The sequence below is a fragment of the Rhizobium sp. RAF56 genome, assembly GCF_052113965.1.
Classification (GTDB): domain Bacteria; phylum Pseudomonadota; class Alphaproteobacteria; order Rhizobiales; family Rhizobiaceae; genus Rhizobium.
This window is the reverse complement of record NZ_JBFRDU010000053.1, coordinates 1-16500: the sequence shown is the minus strand read 5'-3', so window position 1 is coordinate 16500 and position 16500 is coordinate 1. Positions and strand designations below refer to the sequence as shown.

At 60.2% G+C, this 16500-nt stretch carries 15 protein-coding genes; 8 read left to right on the top strand and 7 right to left on the bottom strand.

What is annotated here, in order from left to right; translation table 11 throughout:
• The first annotated feature begins 176 nt into the window (after window positions 1-176).
• Window positions 177-1037, top strand: a complete 861-nt coding sequence (locus AB4048_RS26360; RefSeq protein WP_442204948.1) for an AraC family ligand binding domain-containing protein — start codon at window positions 177-179, stop codon at window positions 1035-1037.
• A gap of 1 nt (window position 1038) precedes the next feature.
• On the opposite strand, the gene AB4048_RS26355 is transcribed toward AB4048_RS26360, so the two are convergent.
• A complete protein-coding gene (locus AB4048_RS26355; protein ID WP_442204938.1) occupies window positions 1039-1458 on the bottom strand; it encodes a DUF983 domain-containing protein in 420 nt (139 codons plus the stop codon).
• Between the two features lie 169 nt (window positions 1459-1627).
• Window positions 1628-2998 (bottom strand): aminotransferase-like domain-containing protein, encoded by a 1371-nt coding sequence (locus AB4048_RS26350; protein WP_442204947.1) that lies wholly within the window; start codon window positions 2996-2998, stop codon window positions 1628-1630.
• Between the two features lie 267 nt (window positions 2999-3265).
• Between AB4048_RS26350 and AB4048_RS26345 the strand changes: the two genes are divergently transcribed.
• The 6 genes from AB4048_RS26345 (at window position 3266) to AB4048_RS26320 (ending at window position 10931) form a co-directional block, all read left to right on the top strand.
• Window positions 3266-4300, top strand: coding sequence for a LacI family DNA-binding transcriptional regulator (locus tag AB4048_RS26345; protein WP_442204937.1), 1035 nt, complete (start codon window positions 3266-3268; stop codon window positions 4298-4300).
• A gap of 135 nt (window positions 4301-4435) precedes the next feature.
• Complete coding sequence (locus AB4048_RS26340) at window positions 4436-5707, top strand: ABC transporter substrate-binding protein (protein ID WP_442204936.1); 1272 nt, start codon at window positions 4436-4438, stop codon at window positions 5705-5707.
• Between the two features lie 155 nt (window positions 5708-5862).
• Window positions 5863-6756, top strand: coding sequence for a carbohydrate ABC transporter permease (locus AB4048_RS26335; RefSeq protein ID WP_442204935.1), 894 nt, complete (start codon window positions 5863-5865; stop codon window positions 6754-6756).
• Entirely contained in the window at window positions 6753-7577 is an 825-nt protein-coding gene (locus AB4048_RS26330) for a carbohydrate ABC transporter permease (RefSeq protein WP_442204934.1), read from the top strand. Before AB4048_RS26335 ends, AB4048_RS26330 begins: the two co-directional genes overlap by 4 nt.
• 8 nt (window positions 7578-7585) lie before the next feature.
• Complete coding sequence (locus AB4048_RS26325; RefSeq protein WP_442204933.1) at window positions 7586-9829, top strand: glycoside hydrolase family 2 TIM barrel-domain containing protein; 2244 nt, start codon at window positions 7586-7588, stop codon at window positions 9827-9829.
• A gap of 19 nt (window positions 9830-9848) precedes the next feature.
• A complete protein-coding gene (locus tag AB4048_RS26320; protein WP_442204932.1) occupies window positions 9849-10931 on the top strand; it encodes an ABC transporter ATP-binding protein in 1083 nt (360 codons plus the stop codon).
• A gap of 6 nt (window positions 10932-10937) precedes the next feature.
• Here the strand turns inward: AB4048_RS26320 and AB4048_RS26315 are convergent, their stop codons facing one another.
• From AB4048_RS26315 to AB4048_RS26305, 3 genes are read right to left on the bottom strand one after another with little or no spacing between them, the layout of a single operon-like run.
• The gene (locus AB4048_RS26315) at window positions 10938-11747 is read right to left on the bottom strand and encodes a phosphate/phosphite/phosphonate ABC transporter substrate-binding protein (protein WP_442204931.1); all 810 of its coding nucleotides are present in this window, start codon (window positions 11745-11747) and stop codon (window positions 10938-10940) included.
• A gap of 59 nt (window positions 11748-11806) precedes the next feature.
• The gene (gene lhgO / locus AB4048_RS26310) at window positions 11807-13000 is read right to left on the bottom strand and encodes an L-2-hydroxyglutarate oxidase (RefSeq protein WP_442204946.1); all 1194 of its coding nucleotides are present in this window, start codon (window positions 12998-13000) and stop codon (window positions 11807-11809) included.
• Between the two features lie 6 nt (window positions 13001-13006).
• Window positions 13007-13243 (bottom strand): hypothetical protein, encoded by a 237-nt coding sequence (locus AB4048_RS26305; protein WP_442204930.1) that lies wholly within the window; start codon window positions 13241-13243, stop codon window positions 13007-13009.
• 480 nt (window positions 13244-13723) lie between these two features.
• Between AB4048_RS26305 and AB4048_RS26300 the strand changes: the two genes are divergently transcribed.
• Window positions 13724-14476, top strand: a complete 753-nt coding sequence (locus AB4048_RS26300) for a LuxR C-terminal-related transcriptional regulator (RefSeq protein ID WP_442204929.1) — start codon at window positions 13724-13726, stop codon at window positions 14474-14476.
• A 208-nt stretch (window positions 14477-14684) separates the two neighbouring features.
• Here AB4048_RS26300 and AB4048_RS26295 read toward each other — a convergent pair whose 3' ends face one another.
• Both AB4048_RS26295 and AB4048_RS26290 read right to left on the bottom strand, forming a co-directional pair.
• Entirely contained in the window at window positions 14685-15869 is a 1185-nt protein-coding gene (locus tag AB4048_RS26295) for a GTP-binding protein (protein ID WP_442204928.1), read from the bottom strand.
• A 93-nt stretch (window positions 15870-15962) separates the two neighbouring features.
• Window positions 15963-16500 (bottom strand): DUF4082 domain-containing protein (locus AB4048_RS26290; protein WP_442204927.1); only part of this gene is annotated, 538 nt, incomplete at its 5' end.

Here is a 16500-nt window from a genome sequence, read left to right as displayed (position 1 = left end):
AAAGCGACATAAAGCCATGAAAAGAAGCGCATTTCTCCCGGTCTCCGTTTTCCGTCGATCGCCGGCCTTTTGTCTTCTGGCGTGGATTATGCCTATATTCGAAAAACCGACCAGAGAACTATTATGCTTTTGAGGGTAATTTTGTGCTGCGGGATTTGATTGAAAACGGCCCGGCGATGCGCACGATTTCGCTGCCGCGCGGGAGACACCGGCTGCATGCCATGCCGACGAGCGCCGGATATGAGATCCGTCATGACGAAATTTACGACTGGGATGGACGAAAGCGCGGCCAGACGCCCTTTACCGTGCTTCAGCACACGATCAGCGGAACCGGGCGGCTACGCTATGAGAACCGGGATTATCGTCTGGGAGCCGGCGACACGCTGCTCGTGCTTGTGCCACACAATCACCGGTACTGGTTGGAGAAGGATGCGCGCTGGGAATACTTCTGGATATCGATGAACGGGGAGGAAGCGCTGAGGATTCATCGCTTTATACTGGCGGCCGCCGGGCCGGTGCTGCGGCTGCAGCCGGAAACGGTTGACCATCTGGCGGATTGCGGCCTGAGGCTGGTGCGCGAGGGGACGACGCCGGCTAAAGCATCGGCGATCGCCTATGAGGCGGCGATGACGCTCTATGACGACGTCTTCGGTTCCCATGCGGTCGCCGCAGACCGCAGCGCGATGCAGCCGGTGATCGACTACATCAACGCCAATATCGGCGAGCCGCTGCCGGTAGAGGCGCTGGCGAAGGTCAGCGGTCTCAGTCGCGCGCATTTTTCGCGTGTCTTTGCCGAGGTCGAGGGATTGCCGCCGGCCGAATTCGTGCTGCATCAGCGTATGCAGAAGGCCGCCAAGCTGCTCGCCGGAGCGGCGTTATTGCCGGTCAAGGAGATCGCGATTATGACCGGGTTCGAGGACGCCAACTATTTCTCCAAGGTATTCCGCCGCATCTACGGCATCAACCCTACGGAATTTCGCACCACCGGCATGTATGCCGCGATCCGCAGCGGGCCGAACAACGGGCAGCGGCCATAGATCAGCCGGAATGCGGCTTGGTGTGCTCGGCGGATGAAATGTCGAGACGCGCGAGCTTGCCTTCCTCGGCCTTGTAGAAATATTGGCTCGCCACGAGCCACCCCTTCAGCGGTCGCAAAGGTGGAATACAGGTCAGAAGCATGAAGGGAAGCGTTGTGAAGATGTGCACCCAATATGGCGCGTTGAAAGCGACTTCCAGCCACACGCCGAGCGCCACGCTCGGAATGCAGGCAAAGCAGATGACGAAGAATGCCGGCCCGTCGGCGGGATCCGCAAAGCTGTAGTCCAGGCCGCAGACCTCGCAGGAAGGACGCAAGGTCAGGAAACCGTGAAACAGATGCCCCTGCCCGCAGCGCGGGCAACGCCCCCTGATCCCCGTCTGTACCGGCGGGAGTGGCGGCCAATCGCTGTCGGAATACATGTTTTTCTTCCTTCTAACTGAGGCTCGCCGGCAATACCCACGATGTGCCCCACGCGAACCTGCGCCGCAGGCCTCATTCGGCAGGCGGTACGCACAGAAGTATATGGAGAGTGATGCATACATTGTCAAATATTGTATGCATACAATCAGTGCCTGCGGCGATATGTCGTCAGACCACGAGCGCGGATGCGGCAGGCGCCTGATCGAGCAAGTCGGCGACGATGCCGAGGCTCTCGCGAAGTCGGGCGGCGTCCTCCGCCGCACCCAGGCCGAGACGTACGGCCTCCGGCGCCTCGCCGAGCGCAAAAGCGTCGCTGGCAACCGCGCCGACGCCTGCGATGCGCAGTCGTGCCGTAAACTCGCCGCGCGCCCAAGAGGGGGGCAGTTTCAGCCATAGGTGAAACGCTTCGGGATCTGTCTGTACATATTGCGCGGGGAGGATACTAGCCGCCACAGTCTGACGCGCACGTGCCTCCGCGCGGATCGCGGCCAAAACTTCGTCGGCCGTTCCCGCCTCGATCCAGCGGCTTGCGATTGCCGCGGAGAGCGGGGATGCCATCGCCGCTGTCGCACGAATGATGCCCGAAAGGCGCGCCGCGGCGCGAAGATCCGGCACGGCGAGATAGGCTATTCTGAGCGCCGGCGACAGTGATTTGGCGATCCCCGCGATGTGGTAGACCCGCTGAGGAGCAAGCGATGCCAGCGTCGGCAGCGGGTCTGCCGGCAGAGCCCCATAAGCGTCGTCCTCGACAATGGCCACGTGATACTTTTCAGCGATCGCGATGACTGCCCGTCTACGCTCCAGCGGCAGGGTTATCGTCGTCGGGTTGTTGAGGGTAGGGTTGCAATAGAGAAGCTTTGGTCGGCTCGTTGCGCAGAGATCCTCGAAAGCCTCTGGGATCATTCCATTTTCGTCGATGGCGACACCGGCGGCGTTAAGCCTCAGATGGGCTGCGGCCGACAGCAGGCCAGGATAGGTCAGCGCTTCGGCGCAGATGGTGTCGCCGGGCGTAGTAAGCGCGCTCAGCGTTGCGAGGATCGCGCCCTGCGCGCCCGGGCAGATGAGTATCCGCTCGGCCGTCACGCCGGGATGGCGGCCTCCGAGCCACGCCGCGCCAGCCTCGCGGTCGCGCATGGCGCCACCCGCCTGCTGGTAGCGCATAAGGAGGTCGAGCCCCTCCTGGCTCTCGAGTTCGGCGATCGCTTCCCACATGCGCGCGCTCAACGCAGGATCATCGAAGCGTGGCGGCAGGTTCATGCTCATGTCGACAAGGCCGCCTGCGGTCGACCGGTTGCGGGCAGGCGCCCTGCCCTGACGGACATAGGTGCCCTGACCGACGCGCCCTTCGACCAGGCCCCGTCGGCGCGCCTCGTCATAGGCACGCGTCACGGTCGTGAAATCGATCCCGAGCGCTTCGGCAAGCGCGCGCTGCGGCGGCAGGCGGCTACCAGTCGCGAGCCGGCCGGCGCGAATATCCGCCTGGAGGGCATCGGCGATTGCGAGGTAGAGGGGGCCCGCCGCCTTGCCGATCGAAGGCATCCAAACGGGCGCTTTGCTGTTATCGGCCACGGCGAAATCCAATGTGAATTGCTGATTGTATGTATATTGTATGGTTTGTTTGTCTGCGCAAGGGCAAAATACGGTTCCATTTGCTGGCGGAACCTACGGCTTGCATTCGGCGTTGACCGTAGTAAAAATTTACTAAACGATTTCGTGCTTTCCTTTGTCGCGAATGGTAAGCAGAAATTGACAGAGGTTGACCGCAGATTCGGCTCTCCGCCCAAACCGGGGCCAAGGCAAGAACCCATGGTGACGATCAAGGAAATAGCGCATGCTGTCGGGGTCTCGTCGGCGACGGTCTCGCGGGTTCTCAACTATGATGCCACGCTGTCGATTTCGGCCAAGAAGCGACAGGCCGTCATCGAGACAGCGGAAGCGCTGAACTACGCCACACCCCGCAACCGCAACCGTCTGGCCAACGGAGCCGCGCCGGCAGTGGCGCCGAGCATCGGCAAGATTGCGCTTGCGCATTTCCTGAGGCCCGCGCAGGAGCTGACTGACCCCTACTATATCGGCGTGCGTCTCGGCATCGAGAGCCGCTGCCAGGCGTTGAAGGCGGAAGTGGTGAAGGTCTATCACACCGACAGCATGCCGGAAGCCTCGCTGCTTCGCGACGCATCCGGCGTGATCGCCGTCGGACGACATACCGACGCGGAGATTGAGTGGCTGCGTGCGCATAGCCGCAATCTCGTCTTCGCGGATTTTTCTCCTGCTTTGGATACCGAAGACAGCGTCGAAAGCGACGTTTGTCTGGCGATGCGCAAACTGCTGTCGGCGGTCCAGGCCATGGGTTATCGGCGCATCGGCTTCCTCGGCTGGGTCGAGCACGTCAACCAGATTCCGGAACAATATGTCGAGCGGCGTTGCAGGACCTATATCGAGTGGATGAAGGAGAGAGAACTCTTCGATCCGGACCTCTGCATGACCGAGCAGATCACCCCGGACAGCGGCTATAATCTAGCGCGCATCATGCTGCAGCGACCGAACCCGCCAGACATCCTGATCACCTGCAACGACAATATGGCGATCGGCGCCTACCGCGCCATCAAGGAACTCGGCCTGAGAATTCCTGATGACGTCGCCGTTGCGGGCTTCAACGATATCCCCGTGGCGCAACTGCTGCACCCGCCGCTTTCGACCGTGAAAATCCCGTCCGAGCTGATCGGCGAAACGGCCGTCGACCTCCTCATCGAGCGGCTTGCCGGACGCGACATCGCCAAGAAAGTCACGCTTGCGACAGAACTCGTCTGGCGCAGCAGCACGCGGTCAATATCCGGATAATATCTAATCATTTCAGTGCATTAAGTTTCAAAGTAAAAATTTACTGAAAAGATTGCGTCTTCTCCGCTTTTGAGGAATACTTCGGCTCCGAGGCAGACGGGACTGTCTCGCGAACGAGACTTCTGGGAGGAAGCAATGGACAATTTTCTGCGCGCTCAGCTGCCGCGCGTCGCCGCGCTGGCGCTTGCCGGTGTCAGCCTGTTTGCGGTGAGCGCTGCTCAAGCCAAGCAGCTCACCATCTGGTGCTGGGATCCGAACTTCAACGTCGCGATCATGAAGGAGGCGGGCGCCCGCTATACGAAGGCGCATCCGGATACCACTTTCAACATCGTCGACTTCGCCAAGGCTGACGTCGAGCAGAAGCTGCAGACCGGCCTCTCCGCCGGCGGCACCGGCCTGCCCGATATCGTGCTCATCGAGGATTACGGCGCGCAGAAATATCTCCAGTCCTTCCCCGGCGCCTTCGCGGCGATGTCGGACAAGGTCGACTACTCCGGCTTTGCACCCTACAAAGTCAACCTGATGACCCTCGACGGCAAGGTCTACGGCATGCCGTTCGACACCGGCGTGACCGGTCTCTACTACCGCAAGGACTACCTCGAGGCGGCCGGCCTTAAGCCGGCAGACATGCAGAACATCACCTGGGACCGCTTTATCGAGATCGGCAAGCAGGTCGAGGCCAAGACCGGCAAGAAGATGATGGGCCTTGATCTCAACGACGCCGGCATCGTGCGCATCATGATGCAGTCTGCAGGCGGCTGGTACTTCGACAAGGACGGCAATCCGAACATCACCGGCAACGCTGCTTTGAAGGCCTCGCTCGAAACCCTCGGCAAGCTGATCTCCAACAATGTCTACAAGCCCGCGGCTGGCTGGGCCAACTGGGTCGGCACGTTTACATCAGGCGATGTGGCCGCGGTCACGACCGGCGTTTGGATCACCGGCACGGTAAAGGCTCAAGCCGATCAGGCTGGCAAGTGGGGCGTCGCACCCATTCCGGCGCTTTCGGTCGAGGGCGCAGGACACGCCTCCAACCTCGGCGGTTCCAGCTGGTACGTGCTCGCCAACTCGCAGGGCAAGGACGAGGCAATCGATTTCCTCAACGAAATCTACGCCAAGGACATTGATTTCTATCAGAAGATCCTGGTGGATCGCGGTGCTGTCGGTTCGCTGCTCGCCGCTCGCGCCGGTGTTTCCTATGCCGAGGCGGACCCCTTCTTCGGCGGCGAGAAGGTGTGGCAGAACTTCTCCGATTGGCTGGCGAAGGTGCCGGCGGTCAACTACGGCATCTTCACCAACGAAGCGGATGCGGCCGTGGTCTCGCAGATCCCGGCGATTGCCAAGGGCGGTTCCGTCGATGACGCGCTGAAGGCGATCGAAGCCCAGGTCAAGGCTCAGATCCAGTAATGGCAACGGGAGGCGGTTTCAGGCCGCCTCCCGTTCCCTTGCTGGCGGCGCGGCGCATCGGGAAACAATGCTGCGCGCGGCTTCGACTGAACTCCAGGTCCCCACAAGCCCATAGGCTGCAGGGATCTTTCTTTCACCGCTTCGAGGAATATAGATTGGCCCTTGCGCGCACCAGCAGCATTCGCCGTTACTACGATTTCAACGGCTGGTTCTTCGTCGGCCCGGCGCTCGGCCTGATTTCGCTATTTCTGATCTATCCGATCCTCTGGTCGCTGTGGATGTCCTTCCATTCCGGCCGCGGCGCGATGGTCAAGTTCGTCGGCCTCGGCAACATCCAGCGTCTCCTCAACGATGCGGTTTTCATTCAGGCGCTGACCAATACGATCACCTTCTTCGTCGTGCAGGTTCCGATCATGATCCTGCTCGCGCTGATGCTCGCGTCTATCCTGAACAGCCCGAAGCTCATCGGACGCGACCTCTTCCGCACGGCGATCTTTCTGCCTTGCGTTACCTCGCTGATCGCCTATTCGGCGCTCTTCAAGGGCATGTTCACGGATGACGGCATCGTCAACAGCACGCTCGAAGCGCTCCACATCATCGCCTCGCCGATCCCGTGGCGGACCGATCCCTTCTGGGCAAAAGTGCTGATCATCATCGCCATTACCTGGCGCTGGACTGGCTACAATATGATCTTCTACCTCGCCGCCATGCAGAACATCGACAAGTCGATCTACGAGGCGGCACGCATCGACGGGATCAACGCCTGGGGCCGCTTCTTTCACATCACCATCCCGATGCTGAAGCCGGTCATTCTCTTCACCTCGGTCATTTCGACGATCGGCACGCTACAGCTCTTCGATGAGGTGATGAACATCACCGAGGGCGGGCCATCGAACGCGACGCTGACGCTGTCGCTCTACATCTACAACCTGACCTTCAAATTCATGCCGAACCTCGGCTACGCGGCGACGGTTTCGTATGTGATCGTCATCCTGGTCGCGCTGCTCGCCTTCCTGCAATTCTATGCCGCCAGGGAGCGTGACCAATGAATGGCGACCGCATCAAGACAGCGATCGTCACGATCGCCACCTACGCCTTCATCGGCCTGATGTCGTTCCTGTCGATCTTCCCCTTCCTCTGGATGATGATCAACACGACCAACACCTCCATCGACATCATGCAGGGCCGGATGTCCTTTGGCGCGGCGCTTTCTACCAACATTCACGGCTTCTTTTCGCAGGTGAACGTTGTCCTGATCTTCTGGAATTCGGCGAAGATTGCGATATTGAGCACGATCCTGACGCTCGCGGTTTCGTCCTTCGCCGGCTATGGCTTCGAGATGTTCCGTTCGCGGATGCGTGAGCGCGTCTTTAGGGCGATCCTGCTGACGTTGATGATCCCGTTCGCGGCGCTGATGATACCGCTCTTCGTGATGATGGGGCGTAGCGGCCTGATCGACACCCACATCGCCGTGGTGCTGCCGACGATCGGCTCGGCGTTCATCATCTTTTATTTCCGCCAGAGCACGAAAGCCTTCCCTTCCGAACTTCGCGATGCCGCCAAGGTCGATGGCCTGAAGGAATGGCAGATCTTCCTGTTCATCTACGTGCCTGTCATGCGCTCCACCTATGCGGCGGCGTTCATCATCGTCTTCATGACGGCGTGGAACAACTATCTCTGGCCGCTGATCGTGCTGCAGTCGAACGAGACGAAGACGCTGCCGCTGCTGATCTATTCGCTGGCTTCGGCCTACTACCCCGATTTCGGCGTGGTGATGGTGGGCGTTGTGCTCGCCACGCTGCCGACCCTCATCGTCTTTTTCCTCATGCAACGTCAATTCGTCCAGGGCATGCTGGGCTCAGTCAAATAGGAATGAAAATGCGTTCTGTCGCCGCCTTCAACGAATCGTGGACCTTCCATGAAGGGTTCACCCCCGAACTCGCGCAAGCCTTCGGCGAAGGCCGCGTCGTCAGCCTGCCCCACAACGCCGTCGAGCTGCCCTTCAACTATTTCGACGAAACCTCCTACCAGCGTGCTTTCACCTATCAGAAAGTGCTGCGCTGGCATCCGGAGTTTGCCGGCCGCGAGGTGTCGCTGGTCTTCGATGGCGCGATGGCGGATTCGGTCGTCTATCTGAACGGCGAAGAGGTCGTCGCGCATAAAGACGGCTATACACCGTTCAACGCACGCCTTACCGGCCGTCTCCGCGAGGGCGACAACCTCATTACCGTGAAGATCGACGGCAGCGAAAATCCGGAGATCCCGCCCTTCGGCGGCCGCATCGACTATCTGACCTATGCCGGTATCTATCGCGACGTCTGGCTGAAGGTGACCGACGCGGTGTCGATCGGTAACATCAAAGTCGAAACGGCCAACGTTCTTTCCGACCTGAAATCGGCGAGCGTTCGTTGCGATCTTTCCAATCCGCAAGGGCTTGCCGTTTCCGGAACAGTCACGGCGACACTTCGAGGTCCCGACGGCGCGCCGCTCGGAACCGCATCGGCCACGACAGCTGGAGAAAGCGTCACGCTTGCCTTCGACAATCTGAGCGCCATCGCGCTCTGGGACATCGACGCGCCGGTTCTCTACGAAATGGTGGTCGAGCTGAAGAGCGATCGCGGCATGGACCACTATGCCTCGCATTTCGGTTTCCGCACGGCGGAATTTACCGCTGATGGCTTTCGCCTCAACGGCCGCAAGCTGAAGATCCGCGGTCTCAACCGGCACCAGTCCTATCCCTATGTCGGCTATGCCATGGGCCACTCGGCGCAGGAACGCGACGCCGAGATCATGAAGGACACGTTGAAGTGCAATCTCGTGCGCACCTCGCACTACCCGCAGTCGAAATGGTTCCTAGACCATTGCGACCGCATCGGCCTTCTCGTCTTTGAAGAGATCCCCGGTTGGCAGCATATCGGCGGCGAGGGCTGGAAACAGGAATCCGTCGAGAACGTGCGCCGGATGATCGAGCGCGACTGGAACCATCCCTCGATCATCATCTGGGGCGTGCGCATCAACGAATCGAAGGATTCCCACGATTTCTACGCCGAGACGAACCGCTTGGCGCGCGAACTCGATGGAACGCGTCAGACCGGCGGTGTTCGCTTCATCCTCGACAGCGAATTCCTCGAAGACGTCTTCACCATGAACGACTTCATTCTGGGGAACGAGGAGCTGCCCGGCTCGAACCGCCCGCGCACGCCGTTGCGCGAGCAGAGGGAATGCACGGGGCTCGACAGGGTCGTGCCTTACCTCATCACCGAGTTCGGCGGGCATATGTACCCGACCAAGATCTACGACCAGGAGCAACGGCAGGCCGAGCACGTGCGCCGGCATCTGGAAGTGCTGAACGCCGCTTACGGTGATCCAAATATCTCCGGCGCCATCGGCTGGTGCATGTTCGATTACAACACCCACAAGGACTTCGGTTCCGGTGACCGCATCTGCTACCATGGCGTCATGGATATGTTCCGCGAACCAAAATTCGCAGCCTACGTCTATGCCAGCCAGTGCGAGCCTTCCGAAGACGTGATCATGAAGCCGGTCACCTTCTGGGCGCGCGGCGAACGCAACATCGGCGGCGTCCTGCCGCTGATCGTGCTCACCAATTGCGACGAGATCGAACTGCGCTACGGCTCGCTCGTGAAGCGCATCGGTCCGGACCGTGAGCATTACCCGCATCTGCCGCATCCGCCTGTTGTCATCGACCACCGCCACTTCACCAAGGACGAACTCGGCGTCTGGGGCATGCAGTGGGAAGACGCGCATTTCACCGGCTACGTCGGCGGCGAAGAAGTGGCGACCCTCCACATGGTCGCCGATCCCGTACCGGCGAAGATGGAGGTACGAGCCGATAGTCATTCCATCCGCGCCGCCGATCGAGACACGACCCGCGTCATCGTGCGTGCGCTCGATCAGGTCGGTTCGCGCATGCCGTTCCTCAACGACGTGGTGACGGTGAAGGTTCTCGGACCCGCGAAGCTGATTGGGCCGCAGACGGTCCCGTTCCAGGGCGGGACGGCCGGTTTCTGGCTGGAATCGACCGGCTTGCCGGGAGCGGTGACCGTCGAAGTGTCTTCGTCGCGCTTTGCGGGCGAAACGCTGCACCTGACATCGGTATGACGGCGGAGAGCGGCAGGCGATGAGCGAACTGACACTGCGCAATATCCGTAAAGCCTTCGGTTCACTCGAAGTGGTCAAAGGCGTCGATCTCGATATCAAATCCGGAGAATTCGTCGTCTTCGTCGGGCCTTCCGGCTGCGGGAAATCGACCTTGCTGCGAATGATCGCCGGGCTTGAGGATATCACAGCCGGCGAACTCAAGATCGATGACGTCGTGGTCAACGACGTCGATCCGTCAAAGCGTGGCATCGCCATGGTGTTCCAGTCCTACGCTCTCTACCCGCATATGACGGTGCGCGAGAACATGGGCTTTGCGCTGCGCTTTGCGGGCGTGGCAAAAGACGAAGTCGCCCGCCAGGTCTCTGACGTGGCGCGTATCCTTGAACTGGAGCCCCTGCTCGACCGCAAGCCGAAGCAGCTTTCGGGAGGGCAGCGCCAGCGCGTGGCGATCGGGCGCGCCATCGTGCGCCATCCCAAGGTCTTTCTCTTCGACGAGCCGCTTTCCAATCTGGACGCAGAACTCCGCGTCCATATGCGCATCGAAATCGCGCGTCTGCACAAGAAGCTCGCGACGACCATCGTCTACGTCACCCATGACCAGGTCGAGGCCATGACACTTGCCGACAAGATCGTCGTGCTGCGCGCCGGCGTCGTCGAGCAGGTCGGCGCGCCGCTCGAACTCTATGACGATCCCGCCAACCTCTTCGTCGCGGGCTTCATCGGATCGCCGAAGATGAATTTCTTCAAGGGCAGGCTGGATCGTGTCGGAGACGGAAAGTGGCAGGTGCGGCTCCCGGCATTCGCCGATGCGGCGATACCGCTTGAAATCACCGGCAGCGAGGCGACAAGCGGCGACGAGGTGACCGTTGGCCTTCGGCCCGAGCATTTCGACGAGACGGGTTCTGCCTCGCTGGAGCTGATGATCGAGATGCTCGAGCATCTGGGCGGCGAGACCTTCGCCTTTGCGCGCTATGGCAACGGCGAACTGGTGACGATCCAGACCCGCAACGGGCGCAGTCTCAAATCAGGTCAGCCGATCGACGCTCGCTTCGAGCCGGCAAAGGCTCTTGTCTTCGACGACAAGGGTATGCGCTTGCGGTAGAGCCCTTCAGGCGATCTCGGGATAACCGAGTGCCGCCGCCCTGCTCTCGAGATCCGAGAGCCGCTGATAGTCCGCGTCTGTGAGCACGTCGAACCTGCGGAGCGAGAGGACGTCGCGAACCGCCGCGAGCGTCGGCGATGTTATCGCCTCGGCGAGGATGCTCCGCAGCGCGTGCAGTTCCTCCTCTGTCGTGCGCGGCCCGGTGATGAAGGGCAGTCCCGGGCCTTGCTCGGTTTCGGCAAGGACCCGCAGGCCCTCCAACCGGGCTGGATCGAACCGCTTGGTGTTGCCAAAGGTCACGCAATCGATCGCAGCGACGTCTGCTTGGCCCGCGACAACCGAAGCGATACTTGCAAGGTGGCCACCCGTTTCGATGACGGACGAAAAGAATCGGCCCCCATGCGCAAACGGCGCGATGGCCGCCCGGAAAAGGTTGGTGCCGGAATTGCTGTCACGATCGTTGATCGCGGCGTTGAGACCGCGCAAATCGGCGAGCGACGCGACGTCCGCTTGGCTGCGAACGATGATGAAGCTGCGGGTGGATGGCCCTTCGCAGCCCTTGATATCGTAGACCGGGGTTGCAACGAGCTGTGCCTTGCCTTGCAGCCGCTTCGCATAGGGAAGCCCACATGCCTGCGAGAGCAGGAGATTTGGCTCAAACCATGCGTGGTCGTAGGCCACGGACCAATCCAATGCCATGGGCACGTCTTCGATCCCGCGATCAACGAGCCGGTCACGGATGAAGGCCCAAAGCGCGTCCGTTGCAGAAGCGACCGGCGGCGGGCTGACATACATGGCGAGACTGGCAAGGCGCATTGGCGGGATCCCGGCGATTGGATGGCTTTCCTTCCTATAGGTGCCGTGGCGCGACGGCGCTAGATCGCGGCACCGAGAAGCTTGCCGACAATCAGCCTGGCAATCGGGATGGCAGAGGTGGCGGCCGGCGAAGGAGCGTTGCAGACGTGCAGCATGCGGTCTGTCGAGTGGAAAAGGAAATCATGCGCAAAGGAGCCGTCGGCGAGCACCGCCTGTGCCCGGATGCCGGCCGGATAGGGCTTTAGGTCGCTGAGTTGCAGAGAGGGGCAATATTTCCGGCATTCGGCGAGATATGCCGCGCGCGAGATAGAGTTCTTAAGCTCGTTCGCTGCGGCCCGCCAATTGGCCGCGATCGTTTTCCAGAAGCCGGGAAAGCCCATCATGGCAGCCGTGTCGCGGAGATCGAAAGAGCCGTGACGATACCCCTCGCGCGAGAAGCCGAGTGCGGCGTTCGGGCCGACAGTGACCCTGCCATCGATCATCTTCGTCAGGTGAATGCCGAGGAACGGCATGGCCGGATCCGGGACGGGGTAGATGAGATGATTGAGCTTTCCGTTGATGCGCTCGTCGAGCACGAAATACTCGCCGCGAAACGGCACGATCGCGTGTTGAAGTTGAATGCCGGCGAGCCGCGCCAACCGATCGGACTGCAATCCCGCGCAGACAACCAATTTTCTGGCGCGTAGCTGATTTCCCGCAACCTCGACCTCCACGCCGTCCGGTTGCTCCCTGATGGCATCGACCGCCGCGCCTAGCCGCAGTTCAGCGCCATGCCGCCTGATCTTTTCGGCCATTTTCGCGCTCATCAGGCGATAGTCGGTAATTCCGGTGGAGGCGACAAAGAGCGCGGCCTTGCCCGCGATCAATGGTTCGCGCTCGCGCAACTCAGGGCGCGAGAGGCGTTCGATCCGCAACCCGTTGGCCTCGCCGCGAAGGTGGAGGTCACCCAGCCGCTCGACTTCGATATGATTCGTCGCAACGATCAGCTTGCCGCAGACCTCGACAGGGATTTTGTTCTCGGCCGCAAACTGTTTCGTTGCCTCAGCGCCCTGTTTGCACAACTCGGCTTTCAGGCTGCCTGGTGCATAATACACGCCCGCGTGGATAACGCCGCTGTTATGACCGGTCTGGTGGAGAGCAACCTCAGCTTCCTTCTCGATGAGGACAAGGCTCGCCCCGGGACGTTCCTCTAACAAGCGCATGGCGGTGGCAAGTCCCAGAATACCGCCCCCGATGACACAGAAATCGTAGATCATTGCCTAGCCTTGTGTTCCGAAAGCACTGATCAAAAGATTTAATGTCATTTTTTCTTCATCGATGCAGCCAATCGCCGATTTTTTTCTGGCGGGAGGTGGAGCTATTCCATCGGTTATTAACGTTATCACGAAGTTTTGAACTTTGAAGAGCGGAAGAACATGCTTGGGACTTATTCGCGAGCCGGGCATGGTTACGGCGCTGGCCGGGTTGCTTGAGCGCAAGTCTGATATTGCTTTCACGGTTTCTTTCCAATGGTGAATGTTAGCGAGGAGCCTGGAAATGCTCAGAGATAGCGCAGTCATACACCCCTAAATTTCTGCTTTGTCCAAAGGAATATACTACCAGCACATGCAGAGAAAAGAGTAACTGGCCGGTCGGCGGAGGAGGTCAAGAATAGGAGGTAGATTACCCAATATGCTTACTTGCTGTTACAGGGGTTTTATATAATTCTGGCCTTCCACCTTCTAGGTAGGGCCGTTTTGCGACTAAGCCTTAGGATGTGGCCGGAAATTCCGGGCTGATCGCCGCGTTGCGGGCAACGCGCGATTAAGGCGGACAACGGAAACGGCAATTCGAGCAACAACGGGGAATGAAAGGAAACGATGGGAGCAATTTGCGGCTAGTAAGACCTTGAGTATGTGTTCGCGTAATGTTCGCGTAGTGTGTAAAAAACTCGCCGGGGCTAAAGGTGGCGAGGATCGAGTTGAAAGGGGACTAAAATGCAATCTCTATCGCAGAGCCAGAAATCCTGGCCCGGCCAGTTGTCGCGACCGGCCCAAATTCACGCCATTGGAAACGCAGCCGCCATTTCGGCTTTGGACGAGTTTGAAGAAGCAAACACGCTCGCCATTGTCGATGATCGCGCGCTCGATCGGGAATGCCTCGCGCAAAGCCTGATCGCCCATGGCCTGAACATGAACGTCAGAACTTACAGTTCGCTGGATATGTGGAAAGAGTCTGACGGTCGAAATATTTCCGGTATACTTATCAATACAGGCCATCGTGACTTTCACGAAAAGCAAATCGTGGACGACATCAAGCGCCTTATTGCTGAATATCCGGGCGTCTCGATTGTCGTTCTCTCGGACAATCAGGATCTGAGGCAAATGCTGCTGGCCCTCGAATTAGGTGTGAAGGGTTACATACCATCAGCGATCGGCCTCAGCGTCTGTGTCCAGGCCATCTCCCTTGCCTTGGCCGGCGGTATCTTCATCTCGGCCGAGAATATCAGCGATCTCCACCGCTTGCTGATGGTCGCAGACCAGAAGGGCCAGCGGCGGGCCGAAATGTTCACCTCCCGCGAGGAGAACGTCATCGACGCGCTGACGCAGGGCAAACCCAACAAGATCATTGCCTATGAGCTCAATCTCCGTGAAAGCACGGTGAAGGTTCATATCCGCAATATCATGAAGAAGCTGAAGGCCCGAAACAGGACCGAGGTTATCTTCCGCATCAACGGCATGTTCAACTAGAACAAACCCGCTTGATCGACACGCCACGAGCTCGGCGCAATCCTGCGCCGACCGTCGGTGCGGATAGGCGCCTTGCCTTCCGACCAACCTGCCCTACTGCTGTCCCAAGGATAAAGTGGCGACTTTCAGCGGCGCTGCATGCGCCTAGAAGCACACGGCAGACAACGGCCTCACCTACGCGGCGGCGGCTTCGGGCCGACCGCACGCTCTACCAGGCCGGAAACGGATCTTTGAGCGCGGACCAGTCTCGCGGATCCGAACTGGCCAGGCAGTCATCCAGCGCGGCACGGACGCCTGGCTCATCCATACCCACGCCTATGAACACCAGCTCCTGCCGACGGTCGCCCCAAGCGCTATCCCATCGGCTCTCCAGCTGCTGGCGAAACTCCCGATGGCTCGGCCAATCTTGCCGGGGAACGGCTGCCCACCAAAGCCCCATGGGCTCGCACCGCCTTTGGACCCCGGCAGCCGACATCAGACCGACATGGCGCGGGCGCGTGGCAAGCCAGAAATGACCCTTGGCGCGGATTACGCCCGGCCACGGTTCGTCCAAAAATGCTCGAAACCGCACGGGATCGAAAGGACGCCTCGTGCGATAGACAAAGCTCGAGACCCCGTATTCTTCCGTCTCGGGAACATGGTCGTCCGGACTGTACAGTTCCTTGTGCCACAACGGGTGCGCGGCGGCTTTTGCTTCATCGAAGAGGCCGGTATTGAGGAGCGTTGCAAGGGGGACCTCGCCGAAATCGGTCTCGACCTGGCGCGCTTCCGGGTTGAGTGCGGCGACCACCTTGCGGACCTCGGCGCTAATCTCTTTGCTGGCGTCGGCAATCTTGTTGATCACGACCACATCTGCAAACTCGATCTGGTCGACCAGCAGGTCGATGAGGGTCCGCCGGTCCTCACCGTCACGCTGCAGGCCACGGTCGCGAAGCAGATCGGCGCTGCCGTAGTCGGCCAAGAGGTTTGCAGCGTCGACAACGGTCACCATCGTGTCAAGTCTTGCAAAATCGGAAAGGGAGACCCCGTTCTCGTCGCGGAACGAAAAGGTTGCCGCAATAGGACGCGGCTCCGCAATCCCAGTCCCTTCGATCAACAGATAGTCGTAACGCCCCTCCTCCGCCAGTCGCCGGACCTCCGTCAGGAGGTCGTTGCGGAGCGTGCAGCATATGCAGCCATTGCTGAGCTCAATCAACGTTTCGGTCGTATGCGAAAGGTTGCAGCCGCCGTCTCGAATGAGACTGGCGTCGATGTTCACCTCGCTCATGTCGTTTACGATGACAGCGACCCGCAATCCTTCACGATTGGTCAGCACGTGGCTGAGAAGCGTCGTCTTGCCAGCGCCGAGAAATCCGGCGAGCACTGTCACCGGTAGCCGGTCGATCCTGTTCATAGGCCTCCCTTGAGTGCGGGTCCTCGGAGCAACCTCCGCCGCGACAAGCATTCTCTTCGTGTCAGCCTCATCCGATGCTACTCCATAACTGCATCACGAGCCGGCGATCTGCGGCCGGAAGACCACATCAGCCCAGTAGTTCGCTGAATCGTAGGTGTTGGTCGGGAAGAGCCCCGTGGTAGCGGATCCGCCATACGCATAGAGGCCGTTGCCACCGGCATTTGCGCTGGACTGAGCCGTCAGCGGCCCATTGGTAACGTCGCTGGTGAAGAATCCGTCAGTGGCCACGTAGGCGCCGGTGGTGTGATACGACGCGACATAGGTTGTGTTGGCAGCGATCGTGACCGGCGTTGTGAAGTTCACGGTCTGCCAGCCACTCGCGGTGGTATTGGAGAAGGTGGCGCTGGCGAGCTTGGTGCCTGTGGAGCTCCACAGGTCGACGACGTTCTGTCCGGTGTCGCCGGCGCTGCGGTAGAACTTGATGCCCGTAACGTCACCGGCGACGTTCGACTGGAACTTGAGGCCGACCTCGAGTTGCTGACCATCGTTGAGGTTGGTCTGGGCCGGAGTGTTGGAGGCGCTGAACAGGCTGTAGGTCGTGGGGGCTGCCGCCACCGCGATGTTAAAGGGG

Bases quoted from the DNA above. Each gene is read 5' to 3' on its own strand.
- AB4048_RS26360 (WP_442204948.1), top strand. From the start codon at position 177: ATGCGCACGATTTCGCTGCCGCGCGGGAGACACCGGCTGCATGCCATG.
- AB4048_RS26355 (WP_442204938.1), bottom strand. From the start codon at position 1,458: ATGTATTCCGACAGCGATTGGCCGCCACTCCCGCCGGTACAGACGGGG.
- AB4048_RS26350 (WP_442204947.1), bottom strand. From the start codon at position 2,998: ATGCCTTCGATCGGCAAGGCGGCGGGCCCCCTCTACCTCGCAATCGCC.
- AB4048_RS26345 (WP_442204937.1), top strand. From the start codon at position 3,266: ATGGTGACGATCAAGGAAATAGCGCATGCTGTCGGGGTCTCGTCGGCG.
- AB4048_RS26340 (WP_442204936.1), top strand. From the start codon at position 4,436: ATGGACAATTTTCTGCGCGCTCAGCTGCCGCGCGTCGCCGCGCTGGCG.
- AB4048_RS26330 (WP_442204934.1), top strand. From the start codon at position 6,753: ATGAATGGCGACCGCATCAAGACAGCGATCGTCACGATCGCCACCTAC.
- AB4048_RS26325 (WP_442204933.1), top strand. From the start codon at position 7,586: ATGCGTTCTGTCGCCGCCTTCAACGAATCGTGGACCTTCCATGAAGGG.
- AB4048_RS26320 (WP_442204932.1), top strand. From the start codon at position 9,849: ATGAGCGAACTGACACTGCGCAATATCCGTAAAGCCTTCGGTTCACTC.
- AB4048_RS26315 (WP_442204931.1), bottom strand. From the start codon at position 11,747: ATGCGCCTTGCCAGTCTCGCCATGTATGTCAGCCCGCCGCCGGTCGCT.
- AB4048_RS26300 (WP_442204929.1), top strand. From the start codon at position 13,724: ATGCAATCTCTATCGCAGAGCCAGAAATCCTGGCCCGGCCAGTTGTCG.
- AB4048_RS26295 (WP_442204928.1), bottom strand. From the start codon at position 15,869: ATGAACAGGATCGACCGGCTACCGGTGACAGTGCTCGCCGGATTTCTC.